This window comes from Bradyrhizobium sp. in8p8, from assembly GCF_000426845.1.
Classification (GTDB): domain Bacteria; phylum Pseudomonadota; class Alphaproteobacteria; order Rhizobiales; family Xanthobacteraceae; genus Bradyrhizobium; species Bradyrhizobium japonicum_C.
The window spans coordinates 547,218-562,957 of record NZ_AUGD01000002.1 but is presented as its reverse complement, the minus strand read 5'-3'; the positions used below and the strand labels follow the sequence as shown (position 1 = coordinate 562,957).

Here is a 15,740-nt window from a genome sequence, read left to right as displayed (position 1 = left end):
ACGATGTGGCTTGAATCGGGCCTGCGCGGCTTTGGTTCCTCAGCGGGATGATGCTCGTCGCCAATAGGTTTCCACCTCCGATCGCTCGTCGACGGCCATGACTTCCCACAGGCGCGCGGCAGGTTCCGCCTGCTGTGGTTCATTGTCCGATCAAGGCCGAGCGGCGCGGAAAGCTGGGGCCGCCGATCTATGCCCCGCTGCCCCATTCAGCCTGGACGACCGCCAACCGGGGACTTGAATGCGAGCCTCGCTAGACAGGAAGTCGCGACCGGTAGGGCGCGGTCAGAAGCAGCATGAAGAGCGCTCTTTCGGCTTGGTACTTTGCGGCACGTCGATTTGGTTCACGCCCGTGCACCACGACCACTCCTTGGCTGGTGCAGATGTTCCAGGCCCACTTCCTCCTGCGCTGCACCAGGACCACTTCAAATGTCGGGAACTCGGGTCTGACCATCGCCGCCGCTTCTCGTCAAACATTCAGCATGGACAGACTTGATCCACAGCGCCGGGTTGTGTCTTCACCCATTTGGGTGAAGAAGTGGCTTGGTCTACCAAGGCAAACCTAGTCCAGACTGACGCGTGCTGGGATCAGACCGGACAGACTTCAAAGCCAGCGGACTTCGCAACCCGCGAGAAGCCGGTGCAAAATCATCCCGGTTTGATGCACAGCAACATCTGTCTAGTCGCCGCGCAATGCCTTGCCTGCGAGCAGGCTGACGAGCTCCTGCTGGCGCGAAAGACCGGTTTTTGAAAGCACGGCTTTGAGCTGCGTGCGGACTGTCTCTCGCGCAACGCCGATTGCCGCGGCGAGCGCGTCGAGCGATTCCGCTTGTGCAACGCGACGCGCCACCTGGGCCTCTGCCGGCGTCAGGTCGAACAGCCCTTGGAGGACTTCCGCACTCGGTACCGCGCCGCGATCGACGGGAGTCACGACGAGCATGAAAGTGGCTCGCGTGAAGATATCGCGCGCCGATCCGCGCACCGGGATGACATGCAGGACCATCGGTACGCGATCCATCGCCGCTGCGATGGCGATGGACTTGACGATCCGACTGCCAGCAACGGACGAAGTCGCCAGCGCTGCCAAGAACAACCCGTCCGCGGCAGCATCGGTCAAAGTCAACCGTTCGGCGCGGTCATGAAATAGCGATGGCATCAGCGCTTCGAACAGGCGGTTTGCCGCGAGCAATCGGCCGCCTTCGCGCAATATCGCTCCGGGCAGGCCGATCGCCTGCAAAGCATCGGCCTGCGCGCGAGCGCGCTCGAAACCAAGGCGGTTTGCGGTCATGGACGCCCGAGCCAGATGCGGCCTCAAGTCATCCAGAAACAAGACGACGTCGCGCGGCACCGGCCCATTGTCCTGATGCCGCGGCATGACGATCGCTATCGAATCGCCGCTCGGGATTGGAATGATTGTCCCGGCTCTGTAGCCGATCCCGTGCCTGCGATAGAAACTGCAATACACGTCGTTGGTCGCAATCTCGTGCTCCGATAGAAGGTCTCCATCAACGAGGAAGCCGGCGTGGTTGAGTGCGGCCGCACGCGGCAGCAACGGATCACGCTCGCTCCATCCCTCCTTCAGGAAAAGCGGCATGGTCTGGTCGTGGTTGGCGGAATTGATCCCACTGACATAGCCGTCGCGTACGGCAAAAAGCAGGCCGCCATTCCCGCCGACGGCGATACCGATTTCATTGAGGACCTCGGGCCACAATGAAGGTACCAGCCCGGCCTCGTAGATGCGGCCAATCAGATGATCGAGATGCTCAGATCCACTCATGCGCAGTGCGAAAGAGCCAATGGCCAACTATAGCCAAATGACCACGCGACGCAATCATCAGCGATACGAGAAGGGCGTCAAGCTCTCCTATGGGATGAGTCGGCCATTTGCATCCTTGCCGCGATGTTCGGCTCGCCGGCGCGGCGGCGAGCCGCGGTTCGGCTACACGATTGTCTTCGAGCCGGATTTCTTCATTGCCCCGCCGGGCGGCATCGCGAAGGTTCGGAGGCCGAAGACGGATCCCGTGATGGGGAGCGGCGGCACGCTGCTCAGCGCCTGGCGGACAAAGCCGCGTGGAGGGGGGTAATCACACGTCTACGCGCGCTCAGCTCAGATAGTCAGGCCTGAAATCCGCTAACCTGCGCAGCTCATCCGACTGAAGCAGCTCGATTTCGCTGCCTTCCCAGGCAATCAATTCACGATGCCTCAGCTCCTGGATGGTGCGATTGACGTGGACGATCGACAATCCGCAGGCGTCCGCAACGTGGCGCTGCGTCATAGGCATCTGGAAGCAGCCGTCCTTGACAAGGCCGACGACCTCCAGCCTTGCGGCGAGCTCGCAGATGAGATGTGCCACCTTGGGCAGCGCTGCCTGTGCGCCGAGGCGCGCGATCCATTGCCGCGAGATTGCCGCGTCGATCAGCGTCTCGCGCCAGAAGGCGCGGGTCAGATGGATGGAGCCGTCGAGCAACTGCTTGAGCTGGCTGTGTGCGACCGTGCCGACGATGGTCGGTCCGAGTCCGACCAGATCCGCATCCATCGGCGAGACCAGCAGCGTGTGCAGGCAGGGCATGTCGCCGGGAACGTGGAACGCGAGGATCTGGCTGCGGTCGCCGACGATGCGCGCCTGGTAGAGGAAGCCGCTGACGACGAACACGCAGCGCGAGGCAGACTCGCCCTGGCGCAGCACGATCTCGCCGTCGGCGACCTGGCGCAGCGCAGAAGGCAGGGCGGCCACCTGCCGGCGTTCCTCCTCCGATAGGCCTTCGATCGCCTGGAGACGCGCGATGAACTTCGAATACGGCATGAGTCTCGCGTGCTGGTTCAGGCGTCCCGCGGCACCGACGCCCCGACGGAGCGCCGCGAGAGTTTTGCGATGGTCCAGTCGGAGGCCGGCGCGGCGCGGAACTCGCGGATGGCGCGGGCGAGTTCCTGATCGGACATCGGCCGGATCGGCTCCTTCATCATGCCGTTCTCGAAGGCATCGCCGATGCTGTCGAGGTGCTCGCTCGCCCGGGGCGGGAACAGGCTACGGATGCGCTCCAGGATCGTCGTAGGGCTCATGAAGGGCGGCTCGGCTCGCGTCGAGGGCAACGGAACGGGATGCGACTGATGGGGCGCTGGTCGGCTAGCAACCTGTGCTTCCGATCCGCGTTCTAGTCCGCTGAACCCGAGCCGGACGTATCATTTGATAGACCGGCGCCATTTTGGCGGCCCCATGGAAAGAGCCCAAGACGTGCTGATCCGGAACCTCGGCGAGCACACCGAACTCGCACAGGAGGATATCGCGGAGATCCGCGCGCTCACCTTCACGCTGCGCGATTTCGACCCCAATGAGGATTTCATCCGCCAGGGCGACGAACCCGAGCATTCGGCGCTGGTGGTCTCTGGCATGGTCGCGCGCTACCACCTGCTCGGCAGCGGGCGGCGGCAATACCTGGCGTTTCACCTCACCGGCGACCTGCCGGATGCGCAGGGCCTGTTCATCGACCAGATGGATCACGGGCTCAGTGCGCTCGGCCCGGCCACGGTCGCGTTCATCCCGCATCGCGAATTGTTCGTCGCGTTCCGGCGGCGGCCGAACTTTGGGCTGGCCGTCTGGCGTGAGACGCTGCTCGACGCAGCGATCTTTCGGGAGGCCATCACCAACAACAGCGCCCGGTCCATGCAGACGCGGATGGCGCACCTCTTCTGCGAGCTGTTCTACCGCGCCCGCGCGGCGCAACTGGTCCGCGGCAATCGCTGCCCCGTGCCGATCAGCCTGGGCCAACTCGGCGAGACGCTGGGCATGGCGATCGCGACGGTGAACCGGACACTCGCCGACCTTCGGCGGAGCGGAGCCATGGACCTGCGCGAGGGCGAGCTCGTCGTGCTGAAATGGCGCGAGCTGCAGCGGCTCGGCGATTTCAGTCCGGCCTATCTGCACCTTAAGCGGCAGTCGTCGCCGCGGGCGTGACGTTGGAGGATTGCTAACCGCCGGCAATTGCCGCGCCCAGCACTTCGTCGAAATGCTTCTTCACCCAGTCGTTGCAGGAGCAGGCTCTTGCTTCGAGCGCTGCCGCGTCGAGGATCAGGATGGCGCCGCGGCGGGTCGCGAGGATGCGCCTTGCCTTGAACATCTGGATGACGCGGCTGGCATAGCTGCGGGAGACGCCGAGCATGCCTGCGAGCTGCTCATGGGTGAGGGGAATTTCGGCGCCACCGACACGTTCCTGGGCCGAGATGATCCACTTGGCAGCGCGCTGCTCGATCGAGTGTGCCGCGTTGCAGGCTGCGGTCTGCAGCAACTGCGCGAACTGGCAGTCGGCATAGCGCGAGAAGGACTCCTGGAGTGTCGCCGACCTCTGCTGCGCCTGCTCGAATGCGCGGAGCGGCAGACGGAAGAGCGTGCCGCCGAGCTTCACGACGATGCGCGAATAGGCGAGCGAAGGGGTGCGGCCGGAGGCAATGCCCACCGCTCCCTCGCGCCCGACCAGCAGGCTCTCGACCTCGCGATCGTCCTCGACTGGCACGGCGAACGACACGAGCGTGGGACCGCAGGGAAAATGAACTGCAGCCATGCCGTCTCCGGCGTGGTGCAGGATATGGCTCGTTTCGACTTCGACCGGCTGGAGGTGAGGCGCGAGCAGCTCGAAATCCTGATGGTTGAGCTGCCGGAGCAGATCGTTCTGGGGCCGACCGGTCACGTTGGGTTCTCTTGGGGCCGGGAATCGGCGCCAGCGTGCAACCTACGTTTCCGCGGCGGAACCGACGGTTCCAAAGTGCACACAACGGATGTTCAGCCGTTACAAAACTTTCGCTTTCGGCTTCCGGGATCTTGGGCGATCGCTGACATCACGGCTACAGCCGAACGCCGCTAGGGCCGGAGGGCCCGACGGGCGGCAACGAACATTATCCGAAGTGCGCTTCGCAGTCCCGCAAGGATCGGTCTTGTGCCGCGTGCGCGCGATAGGCATCGATGGCCTTGTTGGCGAGCATCAAGTCTCGGCGCTCGCCGGTCCGGAGCTGCGCTTCGATGGCATCGAGCAGAAGATTTGCGCTCGCGTCGGGGGGGCCGAGCTCGCCGCTCTTCTCCAGGCAGCCCCAGGCGATAAAGAATGCGCTTTCGACGGTACAGCGAATAGACATGCGCTGCCAACGCGGCGGGCCCGCAGGCGTTCCGTGCGGCGGGCGAGACTTGTGCCAGGCCCGCCGCTGGCGTCAGTCAGTTCTTCAGCACGATGCGGCCGACGACCTTGCCGGCGCGCAATTCGTCGATCCATTTCTGGACATCGCCCATCGGCTCCTCGCGCATCGGCGTCGGCTTGATCTTGCCGGCGCGTGCCAGCGCCATCAGCTCGTGCGCCTCGGCCAACGTGCCGACCATGAAACCTTCGATGGTCATGCGCTTATAGACCCATTGCACCATGGGCAGGGTAAACTGGCCGCCCATCAGGCCGGAGACCACGATCTTGCCGCCGCGCGCGGCGACTGCGACCGCGAAGGCCATCGACTTCTCGTTGCCCGCGAAATCCACGATCTCGTCGAAGCCGCCCTCGGTCTCCTTGAGGATGCGCTTGATCACGTCGGGCTCGGCTGGGTCGTACGCGACGGCGGCGCCGTTCTTCAGCGCGGTGTCGCGCGCGGCCGGGCTGAGATCCGCGACGGTGATCGGCTGCTTGAACATGGCCTGCGCGAACGACAGGCCCATCATGCCGACGCCGCCGAGGCCGATCAGCAAGAGATTGCGTTGGCGCGGGCGATCGACCAGGCGCTTGAGTGCGCCGTAGGCGGTGACGCCGGAGCACATCAGTGTCGCGGCCTGGTTGACGGGGAGGGGATCGTAGTCGAGCAGATACTTCGCGTCGGGTACCAGCACGTGGGTGGCGAAGCCGCCGTCAATGGAGACGCCGAGGAAGCGCTGCTTCACACAAAGGTTCTCGTCGCCGTTGGCGCAGTCGCGGCACTGGCCGCAGCCGATCCACGGGAAGACGGCCTTCTTGGCGCCGACGAGGCTTGCCGGCACGTCGGGGCCGACTTCATCGACGATGCCGGCGATCTCGTGGCCGAGCGTGAAGGGCAGCGTCATGCCGCGCGTGGTGTCGAGCTTCTTGCCGCCGCCGAGATCGGCATAGCCGTCCTGGATGTGCAGGTCGGAATGGCAAAGGCCGCAGCGTTCGATGCGAACCAGCACCTCGCGGCCTTGCGGCTTGGGCGTGTCGACGATGGTCTCGCACAAGGGCGCATCGAACTTGACCAGGGATTGCCTGCGCATCAGCGCCATATTTCTTCCTCCGAAATTCTGATTGTCACGTTTCGCTGCGTATATCCGCCAATTCACGCGCCATGGCAACAAAGCCGGCGATCGGAATTGTCTCGGCGCGCCGCGTCGCATCGACGCCCGCAGCTTGCGCGAGCCGCGCGGGATCGACGCCCAGCGGCTTCAGGCTCTGCCGCAGCATCTTGCGGCGCTGGCCGAACGCCGCGGCTGCGACCTGCTCCAGCAGCCTGCGATCGCACGGCAGGGGTTCTGGGCGCGGCACGAGACGCACGACGGAAGAGGTGACCTTCGGCGGCGGCACGAAGGCGGACGGTGAAATGTCGAACAGGATCTTGGTCTCGCAGCGCCAGTTGGCGAGCACGCCGAGCCGGCCATAGGCCTCTTCGTCCTCGCGCGCCACGATGCGCTCGCCGACCTCGCGCTGGAACATCAGGACCATCATCTCGTACCAAGGCGGCCACGGCTCGACGGTGAGCCAGTTGATGAGAAGCTGGGTTGCGATGTTGTAAGGCAGATTGGCGACGATCTTCGTACGTTCGCCCGAGAGCAGCGGGCGCGGATCGAAGGTCATGGCATCGCCATGCACGATCTCGAGCCTACCGGGGTAGCGTGTGGAAATATCCTGCAACGCCGGAATTGCGCGCTCGTCGTGCTCAATGGCAATGACGCGGCGGGCACCAAGCGCGAGCAAGGCGCGCGTCAGCCCGCCCGGGCCGGGGCCGATCTCGACGATGGTCGCTTCGTCCAGCGGTGCGGCGGCGCGCGCGATGCGTGCGGTCAGGTTGAGGTCGAGCAGGAAGTTCTGGCCGAGCGATTTCCGGGCCGAGAGGGCATGCTGGCGAATGACCTCGCGGAGCGGCGGGAGGTCGTCGATCGCGCTCATCAGCCTTGGGAAGCGGCCATGCGGCTCGCAAGCTTGAGCGCCGCGATCAGGCTGGCGGGATTGGCCTTGGCCGTCCCCGCGATGTCGAAGGCGGTGCCGTGATCGGGCGAGGTGCGGACGAAGGGCAGGCCGAGCGTGACGTTGACGGCGTCGTCGAAGGCGACCGTCTTGACCGGGATCAGTGCCTGGTCGTGATACATGCAGACCGCGCAGTCGTAGGTCTGTCGCGCGGCCGCGTGGAACATGGTGTCGGCCGGCAGCGGGCCCCTGACCTCGATGCCGTCGTTGCGCAGCACCTTCAGCGCCGGGGCGATCACGGTCTGCTCCTCGTGGCCGAGCGAGCCGTCCTCACCGGCGTGCGGATTGAGGCCCGAGACCGCGATGCGCGGCTTTGCGATGCCGAAGCGGGCTTTCAGTGCGGTGGCGACGATGCGAACGGTCGAGACGATCAGCTCGCTAGTGAGTTCTCCCAGCGCATCGCGGATCGAGACGTGGATGGTGACGGGCACCACGGCGAGCTGTGGCGACCACAGCATCATCACCGGCTGCGGCACGCGGCCGTTCTCCGCCGCGAGCTCGGCGAGGAACTCGGTGTGCCCGGGATGACGGAAGCCGGCGCGGTAAAGCACGCTCTTTGCGATGGGGTTGGTGACGATGGCGCCGGCGCGACCCGCGCGAACGTCGGTGACCGCCTGCCGGATCGAGGCGAGCGCGGCCGGCGCACTGGAAGTGTCGGGCTTGCCGGGCTCGGCGCTCGCGCGCTCGCCGGTCGCGACCACGGGAAGGGCGTCAGTGAAAGCGGAAGCGGCATCGCTGGGGCTCACCCCGGCGATCCTGATGTTGGCGCCGAGCACCTTGGCACGCCGCGCGATCAGGTCCTCGTCGCCGAGCAGGTAGAAGGCCGGCAGGTTCAGTTCGCGGCGCTTGAGCCAGGCCGCGATCGTGATGTCGGGGCCGATCCCGGCGGGCTCTCCCAGGGTCAGGGCAAGGGGCTTTGCCGGGCGCTCTGAAGAAGGCTCGGCCATCAGCGGTTGCGATATTCGATCATCGCCGCCTTGCGGAGCTCTTCGAGATAGGCCTTCTGGGTCTTCTCGTACTTCTCCTGATACATCTTCTCGCGAACCTCGCGCTTTTTCGGCGTGTCGATCATGGTCGGCTTGCGCGAGCACAGCACCACCATCTCGATGCCGTTCTTGGTCATCTCGGGCGCGGTCAGGTGGCCGATCGGCGTATCGTCGAGTACCTTGCGCAGCGGCTCGGGCAGTTCAGCCGTGGTCTTGGTGACGGTGTCGCGGATGGTGGCGTTCGGGGTCGAGCGAAACAGCGAGTTGGCTTCCTCGCAGCTTCCGATCCGGGCGCGATAGGCCTCGGCTTCCTTCTTCCGCGTTTCCAGGAACGTCGCCGACGAGCCGCGCGGCACGATCAGGACGATCGGCTGCATCTTGTACTCGGTGCCCTCGATCTGGAGTTTCTCGCCGGTCTGGGCCTGCACGGCTTGCGCGACGTCGCGCTCGCCGACCTGGAGGCGCTCCTTGTAGCGGCCGCGCACCAGGCTGGTCCAGACCATCTCGGCCTTCATGCGGCCCTTCAGCGTCTCCGGGCGGACGCCCTTGGATTCGAGCGACTTGGTGAGCTGTTCCGGCGTGATGCGCATGCGCTGCGCCATGCCCTCGTAGGACTGGTTGATGTCGGAAACGCCGGGATCGACACCGTACTTTCTGCCTTCCTTGAGCTTCACCTTGTCGTCGATCAGCGAATTGATGACCTCCTGCCGGCTCGGGGTCTTCTGCGTCGTCAGCTGGGTGAGCTTGGTGCGCTGCTCGATGTCGAAATCGGTGATCGGATCGCCATTGACCATGACGACGATGTTCTGCGCGCGCAATGGCGAGGGCAGGCCGGTCAGCATCAGTCCGGCACAGATAGCGAGAAGGAGGCGGAAGACAGGCAATGGGATCATCATGATGTCGCTCGCATGTCAGTCGCGTTGACGGGGCAAACGCGGCCGGCACCTCGAACCGTTCACTGGAGGCCGGCGGAACTGCTGGTCGTCGACGAGTTCGCCAGCGTGCGCAGACCGATTTGGAACATGAACGCGTGGCTCAGCGTGGGCGGTGCGGTACCCGCGGAATACCTATACGAAGTTACATAGTTCGCCGCCAGCACGAAGCAATCGTCGACATAGCCGGCACCGAGCACATACTGGTTGATCTTGTTGGCCTCGAGGTCCCAGCGCGCCGAGCCCGACACCACCCAGTTGGCAGCGACCTTCAGCGAGCCCGTGGTCAGGATGCCCTCGCGGCGCGTCAGATAGCCGAGCTCCGGCTGCGGCGCGTAATTGCCGTAGAGCATGCTGACCGACCAGCGATTGAAGTTGGCGCGGCCCTCCGCCTCGAAGCGCTGCACGTTCCAGGTCTGCTCGTCCATGCGGGAGCGGATGCTGAATGTGTAGGTGCTGTTGGGCGAGTAGCTTGCGCTCGCGACGTAATCGGACCGCGGCTTGTCAAGGCCGGAATTGAGGCCGGTGTTGATGGTGTCCTGGACCGCGAAGGAGTTCAGGCCGAACAGGTGATAGGACTGGCCGAACAGCACCTTGACGGCACCGCCCCTATCGAACTGCGTGGTGGACTGCACGCCGACATTGGCGCGCCCGCCGCCCTCGACACGGTCGTAGCCGGAGAACTTGTCGACGCTGAACAGGTTCGAGGCGTCGAACACCAGGCTCTGGGCATCCTCGTTCGGCAGCCTGCCGGCATAGGTCTCGTTCGGCCGGATGATGACCTGCGCGATCGGCTCGACGGTGGTCGAGCCCCAGGGCTGAATGTTGATGAAGGGATAGCGGTACTCCAGGCCCACGGTCGGCATCAGGCGGAACGCCTGGGTGTCGCCGACGGGCAGGTAGTTCGATACGCCGGGCTGGTTGGAGACCGAGGAGTTGATCGCATCGGCGCGCAGGCTGGCGAACGGCGTCCAGATCTGGCCGAACGGATCGGTGAAGGATCTGCGCCACTGCGCTTCCGCCGTGAGGCGGGTGTAGGTGCCCGGGAAGCCGCGCAGCAGGCATTGCGAGGGCATCCGGGCCAGCGGATCGGCCGACGCCGTGGTGCAGAGGCTGTTGGTGTTGGCGACCGTCGTGATCGGATCGAACACCGCCTCGTCACGCGACAGGTTCACGAAATTGGTCTTGTAGCTGAACTCGCCGCCGAAGACCGGATAATTGAGCACGTTGGAGTAGTCGATCACCGGATAGACGATCGGCACCTGGCTCTGGTTGCCCGAATAGCTCAGCCAGTACATCGTGCGCGCATCGAAGAAGCTGCGGTTGCCGACGCCGGTCAGATAGAGCTGCGACAGCGCTTCCGTCGGCAGCAACAGGAACGAGCCGAGCGGATCGCGGTACTGGTAGAGCCGGTAGTCCGAGAAGAAATAATAGTCGGACATCAGGACGCCGTCCCAGCCCCAGACCCATTTGTCGTTCAGCGCGAACTGACCCTTGGTGTCGATGGCGCCGCGGAAATCGCGGTCGCCGGGCTGCCCGGCGAATGCTCCGGGATCGAGCTGGTTGATGCCGTAAGCGCGGATCTGGTACGCGCCGTCGATCAGGCGCTGGCGGAATTCGCCCTGCATCAGCACGCCTTGCCGAGACAAGAAGCGGGGGGTGATGGTTGCGTCCATGTCGGGCGCAATCGCCCAATAATAGGGAACCTCGACGCCATAGCCCGTGTTGTCGGTGCCGGAAATATAACCCGGCATCAGGAAGCCGGACTTACGCTTCACGGTAGGGTCGGGCGTCGAGAAATAAGGCATGTAGGCGAGCGGCACGCCGAAGAATTCGATCTGTGCCGTCTCGAAATACAGCATCTTCTCCTGCTGGTCGTGGATGATGCGCGCACCCTTGACCTGCCACAGCGGTGGCTTCTTCGGGTCGTCCTTACACGGCGCGCAAGCCGTGTAGACGCCGTTCTCGAACACGGTGTAGTTGCCGCTGGAGCGGTCGGCGCGGCTCGCGGCCATGCGGGTCTGGTCGGCGGTGTCCACGCGCAACGAATCCACGAAACCGTCGCGGTAATCGTCGGAGAGATCCAGGATCTCGGCATAGGTGATCTTGCCGTCGGCATCCGTCATGCGGATGTTACCTTCGGCGTGCAGCCGCTTGGTCTTCTGGTCGTAAATGACCCGGTCGGCCTCGACGCTCGTGCCGTTGTAGAACAGCTGGACGTTACCGACCGCGGAGACGCGCGAGTTGTTGTAGTCGTAATTGACCTCGGTCGCCTGAACCAGCATCTGGTTGTCGTTGGGGGCCCTCGGCGGCTTCGGACGCGGCGGCAGCGGGTTATACGTGTACTGGGCGTGGGACGGCGTCACGGCTGCAACGTCGATCAGCCCGCCGAGCGAGGCCGCAGCGACGGCAGCAATCAGGAGTCTGCGGACGGACAAACCGCACCCGTTCGCGCGCACTGATGTGCGCCGCGTCAAACGAGACACGAGCCCTCGGCGGACGGCAGTCACTATCCGTCCTCCAGATAGAGCAAGGCCAAAAAGCCGGTGAGGCCGCCCACCACAACGGGCAGCCACGCCGCAGCGATCGGATGCATCAACTCAGCCTTGCTCAAATCCTCAGTTACTTTCGACAGAACGTAGAGCAGAAAGCCTGCGCCCACGCCACTCAAAACCATCTTCTGCACGCCGCCCATCCGGAAGAAGCGCAGCGATACGGAAGCCGCCAGCATCACCATGGCCGCCAGCAAAAACGGCTGCGCCAGCAGCTTCTGATACTGGAGTCGGTATCCGGCTGTCGCGAAGCCTGAGCTTTCGGAGGAGCGGATGTAGCTCGGTAGTTGCCAAAAGGACACAGTCTCGGGGGTGGAAAAGCTGTTGCGGACCTGTGCCTCGGTCAACGTGGTCGGAATCTCCAGGCTGGCCTGGTCGATGGGCGGTGCGTCCAGCGAGAAGCGGCGGACACCCTTGAACACCCAGCGGCCGGCCTCGAGCGTCGCCTCGCGTGCCTCGACCCGCTCCTTGAAGTGCTGGTCCGGGTCAAACCGGAACAGCGTGAGCCCCGTGAGTCGGATGCCCTGCTGCTCACTGCGCGCCGCATTGATGATGGTCTGGCCGTCGCTGGTCACCTGATTGAGCCAGAAGCCGGAGGCGTCCTGGATGCCGCCGCCGGGCGCCGAGCCGAACAGCTCGGCCTCCATGCGCTTGGACAGCTCGCGCAGGTTCGCCGACATCGGATTGTAGGCGACGGTGGCGATCACCCCGATCAGCAGCGCGCTGCCGAGCGCCGGTGCGATGAACTGCCAGGCGGAAATGCCGGCGGCGCGCGCCACCACGAGCTCGAGCCGGCGGGAGAGGGCGAGGTAGCACGTCATGGCGCCGATCAGCATGCAGAACGGCGTCAGCTTCTCCAGGAGCTGCGGCACCCGGAACAGCGAGGTCTCGGCCACCATGATCGCCGAGGCGGATGCCAGGCCCGAGGTCTTGCGCACCATCTCGATGTAGTCGACCAGCACCAGCAGCAGGAAAATGCCGCCGAACACGCCGAGCGCCGCGACCACGAAGCGGCCGGCGAAATAGCGCCCGAGCGTATTGGTGAGCATGCTCATGCGGCGGCCGGACGTCCGAACAGCCGCGCGATCCGTGCATTCGATCTGTTGATCGCCTCCATCAGGCCAGGAGGCGGCTCGACCACCACGCCGCCGATGATCATGGCGAGCCCGATGCCGATCCCGCCTGCGACCATCGCGTATTGGACCAGCACCGCGCCCGGCGACTTCACCGCCATGACCGAACAGGCGAAGCCGGCCATGCGCAGGCCGAACACGGCGAGGATCGAGGAGCCGATCGAGAAATTGCGACTTTGGCGGGTGGTGCGCGGCGCGCCCAGGAACGCGAACGTCAGCACCGCGAAAACGAAGGGATAGACCGGTGCGAGGATGCTGTCGTGCAGCGCCGAGCGGAACTGCCCGGGAATCTGCTTGTAGACGGGATCGTCCTCGGAGGGCGAGAACAGCTCCCACAGATAGCGCTCGCGGATGCCGAGGGTGACGTCGCGGCCCTGGCCCGAGAATTTCGACATGTCGAAGCCATAGCGGCCGAAGGCCACCAGTGCCGGATCGCGCTTGCCGGCCTCGAAGCGCTGGAGATTGCCGGTCTCCAGCACCAGGAACGATCCGGTCTCGTTCTTCACGATCTCGCCGTGCTCGGCCACGATCGAAACGCGCTCGTTCGGGTCGCGGCGGTCGTCGATGAAGATGCCGGCGAGAATGCCACCGGGCTGGCGTTCGCGGATCCGGATCGTCAGGTTCTTGTCGAGCTGAGCGAAGCGACCGGGCTGCAAGATGTTGGTGAGCACGTCGGCGGTGATCTCGGCATCCCACTGCTTGATCCGGCGCATGCCGTCGGGGGCGAGATAGGCCGCGATGAAGGCGACCAGCAGCGCCACGACGCAGGTGGCGTAGAAGAACGGATAGAACAGCCGGAAGGGTGAGAAGCCCGCCGCGTTCATCACGATGATCTCGGAATCAGTCGCGAGCTTGTTCAGTGTGTGCGAGATCGCGATCATCAGCGCGATCGGCGAGATGATCAGCACCAGTGCCGGGATAACGAGGCTGGTGATGCCGAGGAAGGTGAGGATGGTCTGCCCCTGGCTCGTCATCAGGTCGATGCCGCGCAGCGCCTGCGTGATCCAGATCACGCCGGTGAGGCTGACCAGGACGAGCGCAAACGACGCCAGCGTCGTGCGGAAGATATACCTGTCGATCGACCCCATGCGCTACCGCACGAATCCCACCAAGACCCCGATGCCGGCCGGAACCCGTGCCGCCCAACCAATCCCCGACGGGGATCCCCAAGGTTGGGCGAAACCTCTTCCGCCACGCTATTCTCTCACTAGCATCCCTTTGATCCGTCAACAAAATGGCTGCCCCGTGGCGCCGTCATTATATGGTTAATATTTCCCGTGTTGTGGCCCGGCGGCCACGGGGGTGCTTGGCATCTGCTGGGCGAGTGGCCCATAGTGGACAATGTCCAGTGAATCGCCGTTCAGCTACGCCTGCGCGCGGGGCGTCCGATCGCGATAAGCCCATGTTTTGGAGGAGCTATCCATGTCCGATGCCATCAAGGTCGGCTTTGTCCCGTTGTCTGCCGCCCCCCGTGGCATCGTGGTCGTGTTCTGCGACGATGGCCTGAAACTCGGCCCGGCCACGACCAAGGCGCTGGGGGGCGCCAACGAGATCGTGAAGCGCGCGGCCGCCGCCGCCGCCTTCAAAGGTAAGAGCGGGGCTGCGCTGGACATTCTGGCCCCGGAGGGCGTGAAGGCGACCCGGCTCATCGTGATCGGGGCCGGCAAGGCGACCGGCCTGAAGGCGAACGATTTCCTCAAGTTCGGCGGCGTGGCCGCCAGCAAGCTGCCCGCCGGCGCCAGCGCCATGACCATCATGGCGGAGCTGCCCGGCGGTGCCATGACCAGCGAGCAGGCCGTTGCGATCGCCTCGGGCCTGCGGCTGCGCAGCTACAAGTTCGACCGTTACAAGACCAGGAAGAAGGACGGCGAGGAGGGCGGCCTGCGCGCCGACATCTCGCTTGCGGTTGGGGATGCCGGTGCAGCGAAGAGGGCGTTTGTCTCGGCCGGCCACGTCATCGACGGAGTGATCATCGCGCGTGATCTCGTCAACGAGCCGCCGAACGTGCTCTTTCCCGAAGAATTCGCGCGCCGCGCGGCTCAGCTCCGCAAGCTCGGCGTCAAGGTCGAGGTGCTCGACGTCAAGGCGATGCAGAAGCTCGGCATGGGCGCGCTGCTCGGCGTCGGGCAGGGGTCCGCACGGCCGAGCCGCACCGTGATCATGCGCTGGGACGGCGGCAAGAAAGGCGAGGCACCGGTTGCTTTCGTCGGCAAGGGCGTCTGCTTCGACACGGGCGGCATCTCGATCAAGCCGGCCGGCAGCATGGAGGACATGAAGGGCGACATGGGAGGCGCGGCCTGCGTCGTCGGCCTGATGCATGCGCTCGCTGCGCGTAAGGCCAAGGTCAACGTGGTCGGCGCCATCGGCCTCGTGGAGAACATGCCCGACGGCAACGCGCAGCGGCCGGGCGACATCGTCACCTCGATGTCGGGCCAGACCATCGAGATCATCAATACCGATGCGGAGGGCCGCCTCGTGCTGGCCGACGTGCTCTGGTACGTGGCGAAAAAGGTGAAGCCGAAATTCATGGTGGATCTGGCGACGCTGACCGGCGCGATCATGGTGGCGCTCGGCACCGAGCGTGCCGGCATGTTCTCCAACAATGACGAGCTTGCCGACCGGCTGCTCACGGCCGGCATCGAGAGCGGGGAGAAGGTCTGGCGGATGCCGCTCGGTCCCGAATACGACAAGCTGATCGATTCGCAGTTTGCCGACATGAAGAACACCGGCGGCCGCCACGGCGGCTCGATCACGGCAGCGCAATTCCTCCAGCGCTTCGTCGACGGCACGCCTTGGGCGCATCTCGACATCGCGGGCACCGCCATGGGCGCGCCGAAGACCGACATCAACCAGAGCTGGGGAAGCGGCTACGGCGTCCGCCTGCTCGATCGCCTGGTCTCCGACCATTATGAGCGCAAATGA

15 protein-coding genes are annotated in these 15,740 nt (G+C 64.9%); 3 read left to right on the top strand and 12 right to left on the bottom strand.

Features of this window, described 5'->3' with window-relative positions; translation table 11 throughout:
* Positions 1 to 676: 676 nt before the first annotated feature.
* A complete protein-coding gene (locus K408_RS41995) occupies positions 677 to 1,345 on the bottom strand; it encodes a helix-turn-helix transcriptional regulator (RefSeq protein WP_155251389.1) in 669 nt (222 codons plus the stop codon).
* A gap of 174 nt (positions 1,346 to 1,519) precedes the next feature.
* Here K408_RS41995 and K408_RS41990 point away from each other — a divergent pair, with 174 nt between their 5' ends.
* Positions 1,520 to 1,711 carry a hypothetical protein gene (locus K408_RS41990; protein WP_155251388.1) on the top strand — a complete coding sequence of 64 codons (192 nt, stop codon included), beginning with the start codon at positions 1,520 to 1,522 and terminating at the stop codon, positions 1,709 to 1,711.
* Between the two features lie 388 nt (positions 1,712 to 2,099).
* Here K408_RS41990 and K408_RS0108155 read toward each other — a convergent pair whose 3' ends face one another.
* Both K408_RS0108155 and K408_RS0108150 read right to left on the bottom strand, forming a co-directional pair.
* Complete coding sequence (locus tag K408_RS0108155) at positions 2,100 to 2,801, bottom strand: Crp/Fnr family transcriptional regulator (RefSeq protein ID WP_024338116.1); 702 nt, start codon at positions 2,799 to 2,801, stop codon at positions 2,100 to 2,102.
* A 17-nt stretch (positions 2,802 to 2,818) separates the two neighbouring features.
* Entirely contained in the window at positions 2,819 to 3,058 is a 240-nt protein-coding gene (locus tag K408_RS0108150) for a hypothetical protein (RefSeq protein WP_024338115.1), read from the bottom strand.
* Positions 3,059 to 3,212: 154 nt separating this feature from the next.
* Between K408_RS0108150 and K408_RS0108145 the strand changes: the two genes are divergently transcribed.
* Positions 3,213 to 3,950, top strand: a complete 738-nt coding sequence (locus tag K408_RS0108145; RefSeq protein WP_024338114.1) for a Crp/Fnr family transcriptional regulator — start codon at positions 3,213 to 3,215, stop codon at positions 3,948 to 3,950.
* Between the two features lie 13 nt (positions 3,951 to 3,963).
* On the opposite strand, the gene K408_RS0108140 is transcribed toward K408_RS0108145, so the two are convergent.
* The 9 genes from K408_RS0108140 to lptF form a co-directional block, all read right to left on the bottom strand.
* Positions 3,964 to 4,680, bottom strand: a complete 717-nt coding sequence (locus K408_RS0108140; protein ID WP_024338113.1) for a Crp/Fnr family transcriptional regulator — start codon at positions 4,678 to 4,680, stop codon at positions 3,964 to 3,966.
* 205 nt (positions 4,681 to 4,885) lie between these two features.
* Entirely contained in the window at positions 4,886 to 5,122 is a 237-nt protein-coding gene (locus tag K408_RS0108135; protein WP_024338112.1) for a hypothetical protein, read from the bottom strand.
* A 76-nt stretch (positions 5,123 to 5,198) separates the two neighbouring features.
* Positions 5,199 to 6,257 (bottom strand): alcohol dehydrogenase, encoded by a 1,059-nt coding sequence (locus K408_RS0108130; RefSeq protein ID WP_024338111.1) that lies wholly within the window; start codon positions 6,255 to 6,257, stop codon positions 5,199 to 5,201.
* A 25-nt stretch (positions 6,258 to 6,282) separates the two neighbouring features.
* Positions 6,283 to 7,137, bottom strand: a complete 855-nt coding sequence (gene rsmA / locus K408_RS0108125) for a 16S rRNA (adenine(1518)-N(6)/adenine(1519)-N(6))-dimethyltransferase RsmA (protein ID WP_024338110.1) — start codon at positions 7,135 to 7,137, stop codon at positions 6,283 to 6,285.
* Positions 7,137 to 8,162 carry a 4-hydroxythreonine-4-phosphate dehydrogenase PdxA gene (gene pdxA, locus K408_RS0108120; RefSeq protein ID WP_024338109.1) on the bottom strand — a complete coding sequence of 342 codons (1,026 nt, stop codon included), beginning with the start codon at positions 8,160 to 8,162 and terminating at the stop codon, positions 7,137 to 7,139. Before pdxA ends, rsmA begins: the two co-directional genes overlap by 1 nt.
* Entirely contained in the window at positions 8,162 to 9,097 is a 936-nt protein-coding gene (locus K408_RS0108115; RefSeq protein ID WP_024338108.1) for a peptidylprolyl isomerase, read from the bottom strand. Before K408_RS0108115 ends, pdxA begins: the two co-directional genes overlap by 1 nt.
* A 59-nt stretch (positions 9,098 to 9,156) precedes the next feature.
* Complete coding sequence (locus tag K408_RS0108110; protein ID WP_024338107.1) at positions 9,157 to 11,643, bottom strand: LPS-assembly protein LptD; 2,487 nt, start codon at positions 11,641 to 11,643, stop codon at positions 9,157 to 9,159.
* Entirely contained in the window at positions 11,643 to 12,740 is a 1,098-nt protein-coding gene (gene lptG, locus K408_RS0108105; RefSeq protein WP_024338106.1) for an LPS export ABC transporter permease LptG, read from the bottom strand. Before lptG ends, K408_RS0108110 begins: the two co-directional genes overlap by 1 nt.
* A complete protein-coding gene (gene lptF / locus K408_RS0108100; protein WP_024338105.1) occupies positions 12,737 to 13,906 on the bottom strand; it encodes an LPS export ABC transporter permease LptF in 1,170 nt (389 codons plus the stop codon). The genes lptG and lptF overlap by 4 nt, the downstream gene beginning before the upstream one ends.
* A gap of 334 nt (positions 13,907 to 14,240) precedes the next feature.
* Between lptF and K408_RS0108095 the strand changes: the two genes are divergently transcribed.
* Entirely contained in the window at positions 14,241 to 15,740 is a 1,500-nt protein-coding gene (locus tag K408_RS0108095; RefSeq protein WP_024338104.1) for a leucyl aminopeptidase, read from the top strand.